Source organism: Nocardia sp. NPDC088792 (assembly GCF_044750615.1).
GTDB lineage: Bacteria > Actinomycetota > Actinomycetes > Mycobacteriales > Mycobacteriaceae > Nocardia.
Genome location: NZ_JBIVKC010000001.1, coordinates 154,515 through 170,203, shown reverse-complemented (window position 1 = coordinate 170,203; position 15,689 = coordinate 154,515). Strand labels below are relative to the sequence as shown.

19 protein-coding genes are annotated in these 15,689 nt (G+C 62.6%); 5 read left to right on the top strand and 14 right to left on the bottom strand.

Annotated features, from left to right (window positions below; genetic code table 11):
• The first annotated feature begins 69 nt into the window (after positions 1–69).
• Positions 70–276 (top strand): hypothetical protein, encoded by a 207-nt coding sequence (locus tag ACIP5Y_RS00785; RefSeq protein ID WP_400346383.1) that lies wholly within the window; start codon positions 70–72, stop codon positions 274–276.
• A 205-nt stretch (positions 277–481) separates the two neighbouring features.
• Here the strand turns inward: ACIP5Y_RS00785 and ACIP5Y_RS00780 are convergent, their stop codons facing one another.
• From ACIP5Y_RS00780 to ACIP5Y_RS00765, 4 genes are all read right to left on the bottom strand, one after another.
• On the bottom strand, positions 482–958 hold the full coding sequence (locus tag ACIP5Y_RS00780) for a DUF6228 family protein (RefSeq protein WP_400346382.1): 477 nt from the start codon (positions 956–958) through the stop codon (positions 482–484).
• 221 nt (positions 959–1,179) lie between these two features.
• The gene (locus tag ACIP5Y_RS00775; RefSeq protein ID WP_400346380.1) at positions 1,180–1,557 is read right to left on the bottom strand and encodes a hypothetical protein; all 378 of its coding nucleotides are present in this window, start codon (positions 1,555–1,557) and stop codon (positions 1,180–1,182) included.
• A 481-nt stretch (positions 1,558–2,038) separates the two neighbouring features.
• Complete coding sequence (locus tag ACIP5Y_RS00770) at positions 2,039–2,275, bottom strand: hypothetical protein (RefSeq protein ID WP_400346378.1); 237 nt, start codon at positions 2,273–2,275, stop codon at positions 2,039–2,041.
• A gap of 541 nt (positions 2,276–2,816) precedes the next feature.
• On the bottom strand, positions 2,817–3,155 hold the full coding sequence (locus ACIP5Y_RS00765; protein WP_400349036.1) for a chitin-binding domain-containing protein: 339 nt from the start codon (positions 3,153–3,155) through the stop codon (positions 2,817–2,819).
• Between the two features lie 1,758 nt (positions 3,156–4,913).
• On the opposite strand from ACIP5Y_RS00765, the gene ACIP5Y_RS00760 reads away from it, so the two are divergent.
• A complete protein-coding gene (locus ACIP5Y_RS00760; protein ID WP_400346377.1) occupies positions 4,914–5,549 on the top strand; it encodes a hypothetical protein in 636 nt (211 codons plus the stop codon).
• A gap of 29 nt (positions 5,550–5,578) precedes the next feature.
• Here ACIP5Y_RS00760 and ACIP5Y_RS00755 read toward each other — a convergent pair whose 3' ends face one another.
• The 7 genes from ACIP5Y_RS00755 to ppgK all read right to left on the bottom strand — a co-directional run bounded on the left by ACIP5Y_RS00755 (position 5,579) and on the right by ppgK (position 11,985).
• Positions 5,579–6,118, bottom strand: a complete 540-nt coding sequence (locus tag ACIP5Y_RS00755; RefSeq protein WP_400346375.1) for a hypothetical protein — start codon at positions 6,116–6,118, stop codon at positions 5,579–5,581.
• Positions 6,115–7,455 (bottom strand): WXG100 family type VII secretion target, encoded by a 1,341-nt coding sequence (locus ACIP5Y_RS00750; protein WP_400346373.1) that lies wholly within the window; start codon positions 7,453–7,455, stop codon positions 6,115–6,117. The genes ACIP5Y_RS00755 and ACIP5Y_RS00750 overlap by 4 nt, the downstream gene beginning before the upstream one ends.
• A gap of 20 nt (positions 7,456–7,475) precedes the next feature.
• Positions 7,476–7,778, bottom strand: coding sequence for a DUF6317 family protein (locus ACIP5Y_RS00745; RefSeq protein ID WP_400346371.1), 303 nt, complete (start codon positions 7,776–7,778; stop codon positions 7,476–7,478).
• A complete protein-coding gene (locus ACIP5Y_RS00740) occupies positions 7,775–8,227 on the bottom strand; it encodes an SAV_915 family protein (RefSeq protein ID WP_400346369.1) in 453 nt (150 codons plus the stop codon). The genes ACIP5Y_RS00745 and ACIP5Y_RS00740 overlap by 4 nt, the downstream gene beginning before the upstream one ends.
• Before the next feature lie 445 nt (positions 8,228–8,672).
• A complete protein-coding gene (locus ACIP5Y_RS00735) occupies positions 8,673–9,575 on the bottom strand; it encodes a tyrosine-type recombinase/integrase (RefSeq protein ID WP_400346368.1) in 903 nt (300 codons plus the stop codon).
• A gap of 91 nt (positions 9,576–9,666) precedes the next feature.
• Positions 9,667–11,076 carry an RNA polymerase sigma factor gene (locus ACIP5Y_RS00730; protein ID WP_400346367.1) on the bottom strand — a complete coding sequence of 470 codons (1,410 nt, stop codon included), beginning with the start codon at positions 11,074–11,076 and terminating at the stop codon, positions 9,667–9,669.
• Between the two features lie 150 nt (positions 11,077–11,226).
• Positions 11,227–11,985: a polyphosphate--glucose phosphotransferase gene (gene ppgK, locus ACIP5Y_RS00725; protein WP_400346366.1), complete on the bottom strand. Its 759-nt coding sequence runs from the start codon at positions 11,983–11,985 to the stop codon at positions 11,227–11,229.
• 77 nt (positions 11,986–12,062) lie between these two features.
• Here ppgK and ACIP5Y_RS00720 point away from each other — a divergent pair, with 77 nt between their 5' ends.
• Positions 12,063–12,977: an inositol monophosphatase family protein gene (locus tag ACIP5Y_RS00720; protein WP_400346364.1), complete on the top strand. Its 915-nt coding sequence runs from the start codon at positions 12,063–12,065 to the stop codon at positions 12,975–12,977.
• A gap of 109 nt (positions 12,978–13,086) precedes the next feature.
• On the opposite strand, the gene cei is transcribed toward ACIP5Y_RS00720, so the two are convergent.
• Together cei and ACIP5Y_RS00710 are read right to left on the bottom strand one after the other, a co-directional pair.
• Entirely contained in the window at positions 13,087–13,764 is a 678-nt protein-coding gene (cei, locus tag ACIP5Y_RS00715) for an envelope integrity protein Cei (RefSeq protein WP_400346363.1), read from the bottom strand.
• A gap of 9 nt (positions 13,765–13,773) precedes the next feature.
• Positions 13,774–13,917 (bottom strand): hypothetical protein, encoded by a 144-nt coding sequence (locus tag ACIP5Y_RS00710; protein WP_400346361.1) that lies wholly within the window; start codon positions 13,915–13,917, stop codon positions 13,774–13,776.
• A 377-nt stretch (positions 13,918–14,294) separates the two neighbouring features.
• On the opposite strand from ACIP5Y_RS00710, the gene ACIP5Y_RS00705 reads away from it, so the two are divergent.
• The gene (locus tag ACIP5Y_RS00705; RefSeq protein ID WP_397016028.1) at positions 14,295–14,597 is read left to right on the top strand and encodes a DUF4193 domain-containing protein; all 303 of its coding nucleotides are present in this window, start codon (positions 14,295–14,297) and stop codon (positions 14,595–14,597) included.
• A 26-nt stretch (positions 14,598–14,623) separates the two neighbouring features.
• Here the strand turns inward: ACIP5Y_RS00705 and ACIP5Y_RS00700 are convergent, their stop codons facing one another.
• Complete coding sequence (locus tag ACIP5Y_RS00700; RefSeq protein WP_397016030.1) at positions 14,624–15,136, bottom strand: DUF3093 domain-containing protein; 513 nt, start codon at positions 15,134–15,136, stop codon at positions 14,624–14,626.
• Positions 15,137–15,188: 52 nt separating this feature from the next.
• Between ACIP5Y_RS00700 and dut the strand changes: the two genes are divergently transcribed.
• On the top strand, positions 15,189–15,689 hold the full coding sequence (gene dut, locus ACIP5Y_RS00695) for a dUTP diphosphatase (protein WP_400346359.1): 501 nt from the start codon (positions 15,189–15,191) through the stop codon (positions 15,687–15,689).

Sequence of the window (15,689 nt, the reverse complement as noted above, 5' to 3'; positions counted from 1 at the left end):
AGGGTGCGAGATCCAGGACGGCGAGTGCCAGCGAGAAGACGCCTACGACCGAAGTTGAGGTGTCCGATCATGGCCAAAGCCAGAAAACCGATGAGCCGCCGGACAGAGCTACGGCTCGGGCGGGAGATCCAGGAACAGTACGACCACGGTTCCAGTTGGACCACGATCGCCGTGGACTTCGATATACCGAAGTACAAGGTGCAGCGGCTGGCCAGAACCTACCGGGAAGACTGTGATCGGAGAGCCCACCAGAACCAGATGACCTTGTTCGACTGAACGCTCCGAACACAACCGAATATTGAACAAGCGGAGTCCGTGCCTGTCACTACCAGGCACGGGCTCCGCCCTTTTTCTATCAGGTGACCCGCCGGCATCGACACCGGGACTACCCAAGTGCCCGAACCGTCTACACCGACCGATGTTGCAGCCTCGATCAGTGGCCGTTCCAAACAGCGCGCCATGCGGCATGAGCGGATATGCGCTACGACCGGTGCTCGACCTCGTCGGGCAGGACGAAGCGGTGGATAGCCGCAGCGAACTGTCGCAGCTGCTCACCGGCTTCCAGGTAGGTCACGACTGTCGCGGCCCAGGACAGGGATTCGCTCGGCTGACGATTCAGGCTCCAATCGAGCCGAACATGCCCCAAGTTCAAGTGCCGCGCCTCGATCTGCAGTTCGTGGTCCATGCTCTCCCACGTCCGGATCCCTTGCCAGCCAGCGAAATCCCGCTCTAAGGCGCTGACGAACGCCGGCAGCGAGCGACCGGCATAGACATCGAGGATCAGTCCCCGCATCGACGCCACCATCCCGGCGCCAGACAATTCCACACACACCGCGACGAAGTCGTCACTATAGGGAACGGTGCGGTGCCACAGCCGCACCCGGGTATCGACGGAACGGTCCATGACCTCGATCGCCTCGTTTCGATCGACCATCTCAATATCGAACTCGCAGGTCATCGGTCGAGGCTAACCACTCGGCTACGGTCCGCATCGAAAGAGCCGGACGACACTCACATCATCTCGTTGCACGTCGACCTGCCCGCTCGTCACCTGCGCCAACGGGCACCGCGAGCATCTCGAATTGAGCGATCAGCGGCAGTTCAGTGCGTTCGCCTGCCGAACCCGCGGCCGGTTCGGAACGCCCGGGTCGCGGCTACTTGAATGCGTTGCGTGGCCGATCACCCCCATTGGCCTGGGCGAGGGTGACGCAGAGTTGCGACGATATCGCCGAGGACGGCGAGCACTGCGGGAATCCCGACTTCGGTCTTCTCGTCCAGGTCGGCATACATCAAAGCCGAGCCCTGCACGATGAGGAGTTCGCTGCTGTCGGGATAAAAGCCGAATCCGATCCCGTTCTGTTGTTCACTTCGCTGGTCGCGCACTGCGAAAGCAGTGGCGAGGACGCCCGGCTCAGGAAGGGTGATCGCTCCTTGCTCGCCAGCGGAGCGAGCCAGCTGACCCAGCACTCTTCCGTAGGTTAGGTCGAACCGAATTTCGATGCCCAACGCTGCTGCCCACTGGGGGAAGAACTCGGCATGGATCGGCAAGGTCTCCAACTCACTTGTCACCCACTGCGTGGACCAGTCCGGGGCGCGATCACTCACACTGAACGGCCACGGTCTCGCTTCGAACTCGGTGACAGCACGCCGCCATGACTCGCGGCTGCTAGGGGATCGACGCCAGAGCGGTCGAGGGGCCATCCGGTCAGACTAGCGGTGCTCAGCCAAGCCATTGCTCAAGCCGAATCGCGCTGAACATCAGATGTTTGGTGACCGTTTCAACCGAGCGATCAGCGGCATGATAGGACGTTGGTTCAATCGGTGAGTACGGCTGTCGACTGCGCCGCGCTAGGGGGCACCCGAGCGGAGTAGCCATGGGACTCCCAGGCGAAGCCGGGCGTGGGGGGGATCCACCAACCGCGTCGGGTGCACGATTTAGGAGCGGCCCGGGGACCTCGCCCGGCTGGGGCCCTCTCACACCATGCTGGTGTGTTGTTTCTGCCACTACAGCAGGGTCAGTGAGTACTGACGGCCAAGCTCAGGTGCCCGACTGCTCCCACACCCTCAGCGATGCCCCATCTTTGATGGTCATGAAACCGGCCTGGACCAACGCCTTCTCCGCCTCAACGGCCATCGCCCCCTCAAAAGCTTTGACCTGGCACGTCTGGCTATCGAGCCGCGTGACGAGAGCGAGGTCCCCGAGGGGCCTATCCGCTCCGTCGTAGGGCACCACGACTTGCAGCAGACGTTGACGTAAGCTCGTCGGATCAGTCATGTGGCTCCCTCGGTAGATGATGGTCTAAGTGTCCGAGCCTTGGATTCTCCCTCATTGTCGTCAGTGCGAACGCAAAAATGCGCTGATCCCAACATCTTTGAATGCGGCGACTTGTGACAGATTCCGCCTGCAATCCGCCCAGCAAGCGGCGGAGAGCTGCTCGGATTCTCACACCGGTCAATGACCACCCATACACAAAGTGCCATCATGGTGACGCAGACCCAGCTCCGCGTCGCCGTAGTCCCGGGCAGTCACAGAGCTTCCGCACACGCCGCAGAAACCGCGCTGGAATCGGGAAGGTGTTGTACCAGAACGGTTCTCCGCCTGGCCCGGTCCACCGTCGACCGCAGTAGAACGCCCTCAATTCGGCATGAGCGCGCACCAGGAGGCGCTGTCGGCCAACCAGTTTGGACGGCCGACCAACGCCCGGGTCGCGGCACGAGCGGACGTTTCAGCCAACCCGCGCGTTCACCAACCACACTGACTGCCGTAGACGCCGTCGAACCTGCCGACGCGAAAACTGCGGCGACCGAGAATTGGCTCAGTACCCAACATCTCGGGAACCCGGGCGGATGATCCCTACTCCAGGGGCGTCCGGGGCGCTCTTGGAGGGCACGGCCTGAAACTCGGCCCTCGGCGCAGGATTCTCATCGACAGAGACATCGCGCGGGGAAACGCAGGTGCCCAGTTCAGGACTGTAGACCTGCTTATTCAGAGCATCGTCCATGGGACAGCTCTGCAATACCGGGGCACCCGCGCTATCACATACGTAGAACGAGTGGGCATCGTCCGGGTTCGGGAGAGAGTCGCCGTTCGAGTTGCATACGACAGGTCGCCAGCTGTCCAAGGTTGCCTGCTGCTGAGGGGTCAACTTAGCCATCATCTACTCCTACAAGTTGAAATGCTCGAAATGTGTTGTCCTACAGACGATATACGTGCAGCATCCCCTGACCACCCCGTCATCTCCGCAGTTCTCGCACGGGTGCATCAGCTCGACCGACCTCGGGATGGCCACAGCCAGTTGATCTTCCGTCGCGTCGCACTGGCCGGTCCGATCAGCGCGACATGCGGCATTTCCGGATGTATGAGCGAAAATATCTGGCGTGGGTTTCAGCCGCACTGAGACAGGAACGCCTCCGTGCGACCCTCTCAGCACGGGGGCATTCGTTAGCAAGCGCTAACGGTCGACGCAGCTATTCGCTGTCGTCATCCCCTTCGCCCTCGGCTTGGAGGGCCACTTTGAGGTCGACCAGTACGTCAACGACATCGTTCTTCTTGTCGTCCTTGTCGTTCTCGGCCACAGCTACTCCGATCTCGGGATGATCGCCGCCTCGGCGGAGACGGCGAGCTTCATTGTCCTCCAAAACCACTCGCAGTACTTCGGATACCTAACGGGCTGCGCGGGGCCTGGAACGCACCAGTTTGCCGATCCGCAGATGGAGGCGCGCACATCGGCATTACAGGATGTTTGCTGAGGGGTGGGGTGGGGGCGTGTGGATGAGACGGGCAGGCCCCGCCTGCCCGGCACCACTGCCCGACTCGGTGCCGCGGTTCCGCTGTGTCAAGCCCGGCTTTCCGGTCTCCGAGCCGTCACCGTGAGCACCGGGCCGCCGGGCGGGAAGCCGGGCTTGACATAGCGGCGGCACCGTTAAAATCACGCGCCCCCACCCCATCCCGGACGCGACGGGCACCCGAAACCGGACCGTCTGCCGGGGGTTGCCATCAAAGCATAGGTACCGGAATCCGTTGTTGATCAAGATAATCCGGGGTGTGAAACCCGTGCCGAAGACGGGCTGAAGTAGGCCGATCAGGTGCAAAACCCGTGTCTCGCTTGCCGCATCGCAGAAAAACGTGTGCAAAACGTGGACAGATCGGTCACCTAGTTTGACCCGTGTTTCGCACCCCCCGACACGCAGACCGACCTGCGGCGATGCTGCTCCCCTCCACAGGATCACCAAATACCCACATCAATGTGTATTTGGTGATCCTGTAGAGGGGAGCAGGTAAGTGAAGAGAGATGTGTGTTGATGGTAATAGTTAAGTGAGTAAAAAGTTTCATTGAGTAATAAGTGGTTGGTTACGTTGGGTAATAAGCGTTGCAGTTGGGTAGGTGGTGACGTTCGGTGACGTGGGGTGCGTACGTGACGGTGAGTGTGTGGTGATGTCCGGAGCGCTGGCGCGGTAGTGACGTCCGGTACGGAAAGTTACGTCGAGGTGGCTGAGTCCGGTGCGAATGGTTGCGGTTGCTGGTCCGGTGCCCGGCTTGGCCCGGAGGTGCTGTGCGGGTAGGGGATTCCCTGGGAGCGCGCCGCATTGTGCGGGCCCGCCCCTCCAGATTCCAGGGTCCGCGCCCGGCACGCCCGAATTCCCGGACCTCCTGCCGGTAGCCAGTCTGGCGGTGTGCGACGGAAATTCGGTCGTGCACGCTATGGCGCGTCTCCTGGAATCTGGAGCCTCTGCGGCCCCTGGGCAGGCGTTGAGGGCAGGCCGCGGGCCTGCCCCGGCCAGAGCGCGGCGCGCGCCCAGGGAATCCACGCTCTCCCCGGGTCTCCCATTCCCGTTGACACGTACGTGTCAAAGCCGTTGGGCCGCCGGTTGACACGTACGTGTCAAGACTCTTCGGAAGGACCCGTAGATCATGACCGACTCCGACACCATCACCGGCCTACTTGTCAGCGCCCTGGAAAACGCTTGGGCCACAATCCGATCCCACCATCCCGATGTTCCCGAGGTTGTACTCACTGTTGGGGCCGGATCATCGGGCGGCAGTGATCTGACTCTCGGGCACTTCGCGCCGAACCGATGGGTACGTGGAGAATACGAACTCCATGAGTTGTTTGTCGGTGGGGAAGGGCTACAACGGGGTGTGGTTGACGTGCTTGGCACCCTGCTCCATGAGGCCGCACACGGTATTGCGGCGGTACGCGGGATCAAGGACACCAGTCGACAGGGACGCTGGCACAACGAGCAGTATCGTGCTCTCGGCGAGGAACTTGGGCTGACTCTGGAACATCACACCAAGATCGGTTGGTCGATCACCAGCGTGCCGGACCGAACCCGTGCGATTTACCATGACGAATTGGATGAACTGGCCTTCGCGTTGGTGGCTTATCGTCGGCGTGAACCAAACCGGCGCGATGGACGCAAGTCCAACAACAACGGATTGACAGCCGAATGTGAGTGTGGACGTAAGATCCGCGTGTCTCGAAGTGTCTACTGCGCCGGACCGATTGAGTGCGGCATATGCGGAAGCGCTTTTACGAAGTGTGGATGATAGACGTGGACATAGATGGTTCGCGAGAACTATTGCTGAAATTGCTTGGGGCGCTGGTTATTTGGTACTTCTGGATGTTGCGTGAACCATTCCCGCATTTGTTGTACCGCGCGAACTTCGAAAGGGCTGATATAGCGCCGAAGTGAGTACACGAAATTGGCGGTGATCCACCCGACAACAAAGATTTGGCCGATGAGAATGAGACCTCCGGCAATGCCCGAGCCGCCGTATGCGGCAGCACCGGTTACGAGTCCCGCTGATCCGGCGGCGGTGTTCGAAGCCGGGGTGGTATTGCGTGTACGAACTTGTTTGAAGCCGACGTAGTGACTCCACGAGATGCCCCCAATCACGAGGAGCAGCAACACAATCCGAGGCCATGAGCTTGCCTTTTCGATGATCGTTGCCACAACGGCCCAGATGAAGACAATTGACAGTAGCAGCAGGATTCCGAGGGCGATCGAAATCAGAGCGCGCTTTGTCCAGTATCCGAAACCTCGTTCATACCATGACTGTCCGAACAATGGGATCGCGGGGATCGGCGGTTGAAAATCGGTAGCGTGATTGGTCATCCGAAGACTCCATGCCAGAGTTTGGACGTTACTTTGGTCGTGGCATCCCAGGCGCTGGTACCCAGGTCCTTGATGTCATGTCCGGTGTTGGAGAACATGCTTCCTGTGCCGTGCACGACACCGCTGATAACTCCGCGGTCGTGGATGTCTTCGGCCCAGTGCTCATGGAACCCTTCGTAGAAGACATCCCCGACACCGACAACTACTCCGCCTGCTACGACTGCCGTGGCCCACACGGGTGCAGTCACGACGCCAGCAGTAGACAACGCGGCAGCGCCGGCCACGACACCGGCACCGGCCGCGAGACCTGCTGCGGCAGCGCCATAGTCGTATGCGCGCGCTGAGGTGGGGTTCTGGCCCTTCTGGATGTCGTCTTGGGCTTGAAGTTCGGCGACCACGCCGGATGCCGCGACATCGACAACCGGGATCTCCTTAAGGAAATTGAGTCCCTTCGGAGTGACCTTCTCGAGTGCAGGAATCAGTTTGTCCGCGTCCTTGATTTTGATGTTGAGGAGGTTGGATAACGGGGCTTCGCTCTTTCCGGCTTCAGCCGCCGACAGCTTCGATTCCAGCTGAGATAAGTCCTTGGTGGCGTCGAATGTGGCGGTAAGACGGGGATCGTCGAATGGGATCTGCTCGCCCTTGCTTAAGTACTCATCGTGCGCCTTGGTGTAGTCCGTGAAAGCCTGGTCGAGGTCGGCGTTGGCGGCCTTGATTTTGTCTGGAAGCTTATCCGCCCATTCGGTATTTTTCTCGTTGGGTATGACGTATAGTCCGCGGATATAGTCCGCAAGGGTGACGCGCTTGTCCCAGCTGAAATCGCTTTCATTGCCGGTAGGTTTGATCAAGTTGATCGCACCGGTGAATTCCTTGGCCGCTTGTAGTCGAAATCCCCGGGCAAGCTTGATCGCGGCGTTGTATGTATTCGTGTAGTCGGTTTGGGCTTGGCGAGCGTCTTTGGCGGCTTGGGAGTCAGGGTCTCCGGTGATGACGAGGGTCCCAGGTTTGCCGTCGTCGCCGATCTGTGCCCCCTTCTGCTGTGCTTCATGCGCGGCATTGACGAGGTCGGCCTCGATCTTCTGCAAGTTGTCGCCCAGGTCCCCGAGGATCTTCCCACAGTTGCTGTTGACCGTGGCTAATGCGCCGACCTGTATCGAGGTTTCCGTCCATGCCTTGCGGAACGAATCGGCCGCGCCACCGGTCCAGCCGACATCGCCGACGATCGTGTCGACCTTGGAACTCAAAGCCTTGACAACGGGGTCGGTCGAACCCGGCGCGGATTCCATTGCCGTGCCCATGGCCTGAAGACCGCCGAGATCGCCACCGATCCAGCTCATCCGGCACTCCTTCCCGCTGGTTAGTCCAGATCCTTGGTGAGATCGTCGAAGAGTTTGCGATTGTCGATGTCGTGACGCTCGTAGGAGTCCCGAGCATACGTGAGCTTTTCCGCGTGGATCTGAATAGCTCGGACCATTTGATGATGAAGGATCTCCAGCAATTCGAGGCCACCTTTCATCGCCTCGTTCAGTACCGCATCGCCGGAATCCACTGCGGCGGGAAGGAAGCCGGGCACCAGTCCTTCGTAGGTGGTGGCCTCGTCGCCGAAGGTCTTGGCCATCGACTTCAAATCATCGAGAATGACCTCGAATCCAGCACTCATGCTCGGATGTCCCCTCTCATGAGCTCGGGTTCCTCAATGTCGTTCTGATAGAACTCCATGTGCTTGAGCCGATCGCTGGTCCACCAGCTCCGGCAGGTCTTCGGCAGAGGATCAAGCACGACCGAGATGGCTGCCGTGCCGAGCAATTCCGGCAGCGCTACTGAGGGAATCATCACCCAGGGCTGATGCCGCCCCAACCGTTCGATCAGCCGCTCGACAGTCGAGAAGGTGATCGCGACAGGATCTCCAGAGACTTCCGCGCTGAGCTCGATCGAAATGCCGCCGTCGTCCAGCCGTGGATGTACCGGGACCACGATTACCGCAGGAAGTCCGACTCCGATTTTTGTCGGCGGTTCCACCTCGGTGGGCTTGACCGGACGTGGGGCAGGTACCGGCTCGTCGTCCCAGTCGTCACCGAAGTTGCCAAAGTTGGAGTATTGAATCACCATCGTGCTGCGAAACCCCCTGGGACCCCGAGATCAACTTTCAGTAACGTATCAGGTGACCAGGTGGCGAACAATCAGGGACAGGCTGAGCTGCGGATCAAACGCACTGATCGGATGGACGATCACATGGTCCCTGACCTGACGGGCGCATGCTCCGGGAGAGGTTCTGGAGCATCCATGGTGCGGTTCTATTCTACTGCGATCTTCCGATGGTTCCCTGTCGCTGGGGGGTCATGTAGCAGCAGTGAGCCCGGGTGTAGCAAAACATGTTGCAGACAGGTGTCCAGACATAGGGTCTCTAGTCCATCTGTGTCCGATTCCTGACACCGTGATGCTCCTTGACCTGCACGGGAAAACGATCGATGACCGGCAGGCCAGAGCCGTGGACAGACTGGATTAGTAAAACTGGTTTTACACACCAGCGGTAACGCGGCAGTTGCGAGATCAACTACAGGTCACCGAGATTCAATCCGCGGGCTTCTTCAGTGGCGCGCGCGGCCGCTGTCGATCTGGTGTAGCGGTCGATCATGTCACGGGTGCTCCACCCGGCGATGGCCATGAGACCGCCTTCGGTTCCGCCGGCGCCAAGCCAACGGGATGCGCCGGTATGTCTGAGGACGTGAGGGTGGAAGCCTGCGATGCCTGCTAGCTCGGCTCGGTACGTGAGGGTGTCGTAGAGCGCCCAGTAGGTGAAACCCTTGCTGCGTTCGCCGAGCCAGAGTTTCGGGGAGTCCGCGAGGCGATGGGAGCGCCGGGCGCGGATGTAGCGGTCGAGGGCGCGGCCGGTTTGGAGGCCGAAGGGGACGATGCGGCCTTTGCCGCCCTTGCCGCGTTGGATGGTGACCAGGCCGCGGCGGACATCCATGTCGGCTAGATCGATGTCGGCGCATTCTCCTGCGCGCATGGCTGTTTCGAGCATGAGCCGGATGAGGGCTTCGTCTCGGCGGTCTCGGAAGTCCTTGCCCTGGCAGGCTTTAAGCAGTCCCTTGATCTGGTCGTCGGTGAGAGCGGGGATGACCTTCTCATCGAGCTTGGGGGGCTTGAGGCCGAGTAAGGGGTCGGAGTCCAGCTCGTCTTCTTCGACGAGCCATACCGAAAAGCGCCGGAGCGCAAGCTGTCTTGCTCTTGCGGTGGTTGGTTCGAGTCCGGATGCAAGTAGGTCTGCGACGAACGCGTTGACCTGGTGGCGGTCGAGCTCGGGCGGATGGCCTTTGGCTGCACACCAGTCGAGATAGAGGCGGACGCCGTACATATACGAGTTCACCGTGTGGTCGGATTTGCGTTCGGCCCGCAGTGCTAGCTCCCACGAGGGCAACAGCGTGGCGAGGTCGATCGTATGTTCGATCGCCATCCCACTATCTTGACTGAGAGCTCTGTGCTCTGCCACAAAATAGAAATTGGGCCCCAAAGCCGCAGCTCAGGGGCCCAATCTCGGTTGACGCTTAGTCCAGATAGTCGCGCAAGACCTGGCTGCGGCTGGGGTGGCGCAGTTTGCTCATGGTCTTGGACTCGATCTGGCGGATGCGTTCGCGGGTGACGCCGTAGACCTGGCCGATTTCGTCCAGGGTGCGGGGCTGGCCATCCGTGAGGCCGAAGCGGAGGCGGACTACGCCTGCTTCGCGCTCGGAGAGCGTCTCCAGGACCGACTGCAGTTGGTCCTGGAGGAGGGTGAAGGACACTGCGTCGACGGCGACGACAGCTTCGGAGTCTTCGATGAAGTCGCCGAGTTGGGAGTCGCCTTCGTCGCCGATGGTCTGGTCCAGGGAGATGGGCTCACGGGCGTACTGCTGGATTTCCAGCACCTTTTCGGGCGTGATGTCCATTTCCTTGGCGAGCTCTTCGGGGGTGGGCTCGCGGCCCAGGTCCTGGAGGAGTTCGCGCTGGATGCGGCCGAGCTTGTTGATGACTTCGACCATGTGCACCGGGATGCGGATGGTGCGGGCCTGGTCGGCCATGGCGCGGGTGATGGCCTGGCGGATCCACCACGTCGCGTAGGTCGAGAACTTATAGCCCTTGGTGTAGTCGAACTTCTCGACGGCACGGATCAGACCGAGGTTGCCTTCCTGGATGAGATCCAGGAACGCCATGCCGCGGCCGGTGTAGCGCTTGGCCAGCGAGACGACCAGTCGCAGGTTGGCCTCGAGCAGGTGGTTCTTCGCGCGATTGCCGTCGCGCATGATCCACTGGAAGTCGCGGCGCGACTGCACCGGCAGCTTCTCACCCTTTTCGGCGAACTCGCGCAGCTTCTCCGTGGCGTAGAGGCCGGCCTCGATGCGCTTGGCGAGCTCGACCTCCTCCTCGGCATTGAGCAGCGCGACCTTACCGATCTGCTTCAGGTACGCGCGGACCGAGTCGGCGGAGGCGGTGAGCTCGGCATCCTTACGGGCCTGCCGCAGCGCCTCGGATTCCTCCTCGTCCCAGACGAAATCGCCGGAAGCCTTGTCCTTCGCGGACGGCTCCTCGGCCTCTTCGGTCTCCTCGGCGGCCTCGGCGGTCTCGCCCTCTTCTTCGTCGTCCTCGACTTCGACCTCGAGTTCGTCGTCGCCCAGTTCGGCGTCGTCGATATCGATGTCTTCGAGGTCCAGTGACTCTTCCTCGAGGCCCTCTTCGGCTTCGCCCTCGGCACCCGGCTCGCCGGCTGTCTTGGGTGAGGCCTTCTTGGCAGCGACCTTCTTGGCGGTGGCCTTGGTGGCCTTCTTGGCCGCGACCTTTTTGGCTGCGACCTTCTTCGCCGCGACCTTTTTGGCCGGGGCCTTTTTGGCGGCAGCCTTGACCGGCCGTGCTGCGGTGGTGTCTGCTGAGTCGGCGGCTTCGGCCGAGTCGGCGGTCTCTCGGGTATTCGTGGCTACCACGTACGCCCTTTCGTGACGGTCTCGTGCGGCGTCACGCCAGAGTGATCATCCGGCGGAGCGGTTCTGTCGGGGGGTATACCGGCTCTCGTGCCGGTGTCGGTTCCGGCTCACCGCCGGGCTTGTTCCATTGTAACGATCGAACCAGGGTGCTTATGGCGCGATACCGGCAGACACGGCCATGGCGGCTCCGACGATGCCCGCCGTGTTCCGCAATGTCGCCGGTACCACGGGGGTTCTGTTGGTGAGCAACGGAATCCATTCCTGGTAGTCGCGGCTGATGCCGCCGCCCGCCACGAAGACGTTCGGCCAGAACAGATTTTCCAGCGCGACCAGGACCTTGCTTACCTCCTTCGCCCACTTGTGGTAGCTCAACCCGTCCCGCTCCTTCACCGACGAGGCGGCCCGATGCTCCGCCTCCTTGCCGTGCACGTCCATATGCCCGAGTTCGGTGTTGGGTACGAGCATGCCGTTGTACATCACCGCCGAGCCGATACCGGTACCGAAGGTGAGCAACATGACCATTCCGGTGTGTTCCATTGCGGCGCCGTACCGGTCCTCGGCCAGCCCGGCCGCGTCGGCGTCGTTGAGAACGGTCACCTCGCGACCGCCGAGCGCGTGCGAGAACAGGGCGCGGGCGTCGGTGTCGACCCAGCCCTTGTCGATATTGGCGGCGGTGCGGACGACGCCACCGATCACCACGCTCGGAATGGTGATGCCGACCGGTCCATCCCAGCCGGCCTGCGCGACGATCTTGGCGACCGTCTCCGCCACGGCCTTCGGGGTGGACGGCTGCGGAGTCGCGATCTTGATGCGGTCGTGCACGAGTTCGCCGGTGGCCAGATCGACTTCGCCGCCCTTGACACCACTACCACCGATGTCGATACCGAACGCGTGCCCCGCAACGGACATGACGACTCCTCGTTCTCCCTGATCAGCTGTGTTGTTCCCGACAAGCCTAATGCGCGACCCGCCGGATCTGTGCTGCGATGGGCCTCGTGCCGGAATCTGATCTCAACTCCACCCCGCTGAAGCACTCCGACAACACCGACACTTCAGACGTGGCCGAACTGCGCCGCGTCGCCGTGCATCTGGCCGAAACCGCCGCTGACCACGTGCGCGAACGCCGTCCCGAGGTCTTCGGATCCGGAACGCCGGTCGACGCCGTGCAATCCAAGAGCACCCCGACCGATCCGGTCACCATCGTCGACACCGAAACCGAACAGCTCATCCGCAAGCTGCTCGCCGATCTGCGACCGGGTGATCTGGTGGTCGGTGAAGAGGACGGCGGCAGCCTCTCCGACGATCCCGACGACGTGCACTGGGTCGTCGACCCCATCGACGGCACCGTCAACTTCGTCTACGGCATCCCCGCCTACTCGGTATCGGTGGCGGCGGTGCGAGGCGGCCGATCCGTCGCCGGCGCGGTCGCCGACGTCGCGCACGGCGTCACCTACAGCGCCGGACTCGGCCAGGGCGCGCACCGCGCCGCACCGGGCGGTGAGCCGATCGCCTTGCGCTGCAACGAGATCGACTCGGTGGCCATGGCTCTGGTGGCCACCGGATTCGCCTATGCCACCCCGCGCCGCACCCGGCAGGGCGAATTGGTCGCTCGGTTGCTGCCGCACATCCGCGACATCCGGCGCATCGGCTCGGCCGCCCTGGATCTGTGCATGGTGGCCGAGGGCCGCGCGGACGCGCATTACGAGCACGGCCTGAACCTGTGGGATTGGGCCGCGGGCGCGCTGATCGCCGCCGAGGCGGGTGCGCACCTCATCCTGCCGGCGCCCGAATCGCCGGGATCCGCAGGCGAATTGGTGGTGGCCGTCGCACCCGGCATCGGGCCCGAATTGACCGGGTTGCTCGAGCAACTCGGTGTCACCACCCCTATCCCGGCACAGTGATAGCGGGCTAGACAACTCGCGCAACAGAATCGCCGCGCCCACTGGGCGCGGCGATCATCGTTGAACGGGCTATGGGATTGTCACCGAACGGATTTCGTCCGAGGCAAGATCAACACTGGGCGTGTCGCGCGGCGTCGAGCAGTTTGGGATCGATGGCCGGTCCGTTGCCGGGCGCCGGGTTCTTCAGCGACTTCAGCACCTCTTGAGCATCCGTATCGGGGTTCAGATCACGGAAGAGTGAACCCAGCACCAGATCGACCGTGTCGTCCTGCCGCTGATCCTCGATGAGCTCGGCGCACGGCATGACCAGCTGCACGGATGCCGCCGCGGGCCGCCCGTTCACGCCGAACCGGATCTGGCCCATGCACTCCAGGTCGCCGTTCACGTAGACGGGGTCGTTTGCCGCCTGTACGTCCGGTGCGCTGGCGAAACCCAGGTCACCCAACTCCGAGGCCACATGCGCCGCCTGGCCGCGCTGGCCGTTCGCGTTGTACACGCGCACCTTGGAGGCCGCGAGCGCCGCCGGCTGCACGTCACGCAGCCGCGACTGTCCCACCCGCTGTCCGAGTGGCGCGGGGGCGGGCGCCGAAGTGTTGGAGGCCGGGCTGGGCGAGTTGCAGGCCATGGCGCCGGTATCACTGGTCGTCGTCGTGAGTGCTTTGAACCACACTCCGACGCAGATGAGCACGATGACGCCCACCATGGCCGCCCATGGCTCCCACCGCCGTCGGGTGAACGGGCGGCCTTTCGGATCGGTCGGTTGCCCTTGGGTGATGAGTGAAACCACGGACACACTCTACGAAAGTGCGGCGGTCACCGCGTGCAAGGTGTCGGCAAGTCCGCCACGCCGGGCGCGGCGCGCCTCGCCGGTATCCGCCTGCGCCGCATCAAGATCGCAGTTCACGCCCGTCCAGGCCGCAAAACGCGAGGCGAAGGTCACGGTAAGCAGCGTGAAGATCTCGGTATGCGCCGCGCAGATCTCAGCGAGTTGCCCATGCGGTGACGATTGACCCTCAGTTTCGACTCGTGAGTGTTTTGATTGCGACTTTTGACCCGGGGTCCGCTATTGTCTGGCGGCCCAGATCGTACAGCCCGGGTGAAACCGGGTGTCGATTTCGGGAACAACAAGGGCATGTCCTGCGTTGACCGAGCGCGATCCGGTGCGGATGAGGAGTATCCGGCCCGGATCTGTGACCGGTGTACGCGTGACGTACACCACGGGCGGGGCGGAACACGCCGTGCCGATTCCCCGTTGAGGGGGTCGACACAGGGTGGGCCGGTCCGGGATATACGGAGTAAGGACGAGGGGAAGACGACATGGCAACCGACTATGACGCACCGAGGCGTAGCGAATCCGATGATGTTTCGGAGGACTCGCTCGAGGAGCTGAAGGCTCGTCGCAACGAGGCCGCGTCCGCCGTCGTGGATATCGACGAATCCGATACCGCGGAGTCGTTCGAGCTTCCCGGCGCGGACCTGTCCGAGGAAGTTCTCTCGGTCCGGGTCATCCCGAAGCAGGCCGACGAGTTCACGTGTTCGAGCTGCTTCCTGGTGCACCACCGGAGCCGACTGGCCAGTGAGTCCGGCGGTCAGCTGATCTGCATGGACTGCGCCGCGTAAAGCGCAGTCCGATCAACCGAATTCCGTCAGCCCGCGCTCGGTACGCCGAGCGCGGTCAGGACTTCCTCGGGTCGCCTCGTACTGACCAGCCAGTACGGGGTGGGGTCATCCGGGTCATCGAGAACAAGCAGAACCATCGGGCCGATCCAGGCCCGATGTTGGACGAAGGCGGCCGGGTCGAGCTGACGACCCAGCGCCGCGCTCTTCGCACTGACCGGCACTCCCGCACCGCGCTTCACGAAATTGACGGGCAGATGCGCCCGGTCCGCGCGAAGTTCCGGGGTGCCGGTCGAGTCGCGAACGACCTCCACGCGATGGCGGGAGAACCAGATCAGCACCCATACGGGGATCGGGAACAACAACACGTAGGGCAGCCACGCCCGGATTCCCGGTGCGCCCATGTGAATTTCGGCTGCGAGCAGGCCGGTCACGAACAGGCCTACGGGCCACCACCACAGTGGCACCCATAGGCGCTCCGAGTAGAGGGGTGCAGTCTGCTGCTTCGGTTCCTGGGTCACCTGAGGGGGCTGGTCGGACACGACTTCAGACTAGGTCAATGGTCGCGGGGGTGAACGCGTAGGCTCGGCCTACGTGACCGGTATTCCACCTATTCCCCTGCTGCGGCTCGATCCCGGCATCCCCGTACCGACGCGTGCTCACGAGGGCGACGCGGGCGTGGACCTGTGCACCACCGAGGATGTGATCATCGAACCGGGGGAGCGGAGGCTGGTCGGCACCGGTATCGCGGTCGCCCTTCCGATCGGGACGGTCGGTTTGATTCATCCGCGGTCCGGCCTGGCCGCCAAGCACGGCCTCTCGGTCGTCAACACCCCCGGCACGGTCGACGCCGGCTACCGGGGCGAGATCAAGGTATGCCTCATCAATCACGATCCGCGCACAGCCGTCGAGCTCCGGCGCGGTGACCGCATCGCGCAGCTGCTGGTGCAGCGCGTGGAGCTGGTGGATTTCATCGAGGTCACCGCCCTCGACGAAACCGCGCGCGGCGCAGGAGGATACGGATCGAGTGGTGGGCACGCCAGCCTGATCGCCCAGCCTGATGGGGCGGGTCAGGCGACCGGCAAGGAGGCATGA

Excerpts from the sequence above, each read along its gene's own strand:
- ACIP5Y_RS00785 (WP_400346383.1), top strand. The coding sequence starts at position 70 with ATGGCCAAAGCCAGAAAACCGATGAGCCGCCGGACAGAGCTACGGCTC.
- ACIP5Y_RS00780 (WP_400346382.1), bottom strand. The coding sequence starts at position 958 with ATGACCTGCGAGTTCGATATTGAGATGGTCGATCGAAACGAGGCGATC.
- ACIP5Y_RS00770 (WP_400346378.1), bottom strand. The coding sequence starts at position 2,275 with ATGACTGATCCGACGAGCTTACGTCAACGTCTGCTGCAAGTCGTGGTG.
- ACIP5Y_RS00765 (WP_400349036.1), bottom strand. The coding sequence starts at position 3,155 with ATGGCTAAGTTGACCCCTCAGCAGCAGGCAACCTTGGACAGCTGGCGA.
- ACIP5Y_RS00760 (WP_400346377.1), top strand. The coding sequence starts at position 4,914 with ATGACCGACTCCGACACCATCACCGGCCTACTTGTCAGCGCCCTGGAA.
- ACIP5Y_RS00755 (WP_400346375.1), bottom strand. The coding sequence starts at position 6,118 with ATGACCAATCACGCTACCGATTTTCAACCGCCGATCCCCGCGATCCCA.
- ACIP5Y_RS00750 (WP_400346373.1), bottom strand. The coding sequence starts at position 7,455 with ATGAGCTGGATCGGTGGCGATCTCGGCGGTCTTCAGGCCATGGGCACG.
- ACIP5Y_RS00745 (WP_400346371.1), bottom strand. The coding sequence starts at position 7,778 with ATGAGTGCTGGATTCGAGGTCATTCTCGATGATTTGAAGTCGATGGCC.
- ACIP5Y_RS00740 (WP_400346369.1), bottom strand. The coding sequence starts at position 8,227 with ATGGTGATTCAATACTCCAACTTTGGCAACTTCGGTGACGACTGGGAC.
- ACIP5Y_RS00735 (WP_400346368.1), bottom strand. The coding sequence starts at position 9,575 with ATGGCGATCGAACATACGATCGACCTCGCCACGCTGTTGCCCTCGTGG.
- ppgK (WP_400346366.1), bottom strand. The coding sequence starts at position 11,985 with ATGTCCGTTGCGGGGCACGCGTTCGGTATCGACATCGGTGGTAGTGGT.
- ACIP5Y_RS00720 (WP_400346364.1), top strand. The coding sequence starts at position 12,063 with ATGGGCCTCGTGCCGGAATCTGATCTCAACTCCACCCCGCTGAAGCAC.
- ACIP5Y_RS00705 (WP_397016028.1), top strand. The coding sequence starts at position 14,295 with ATGGCAACCGACTATGACGCACCGAGGCGTAGCGAATCCGATGATGTT.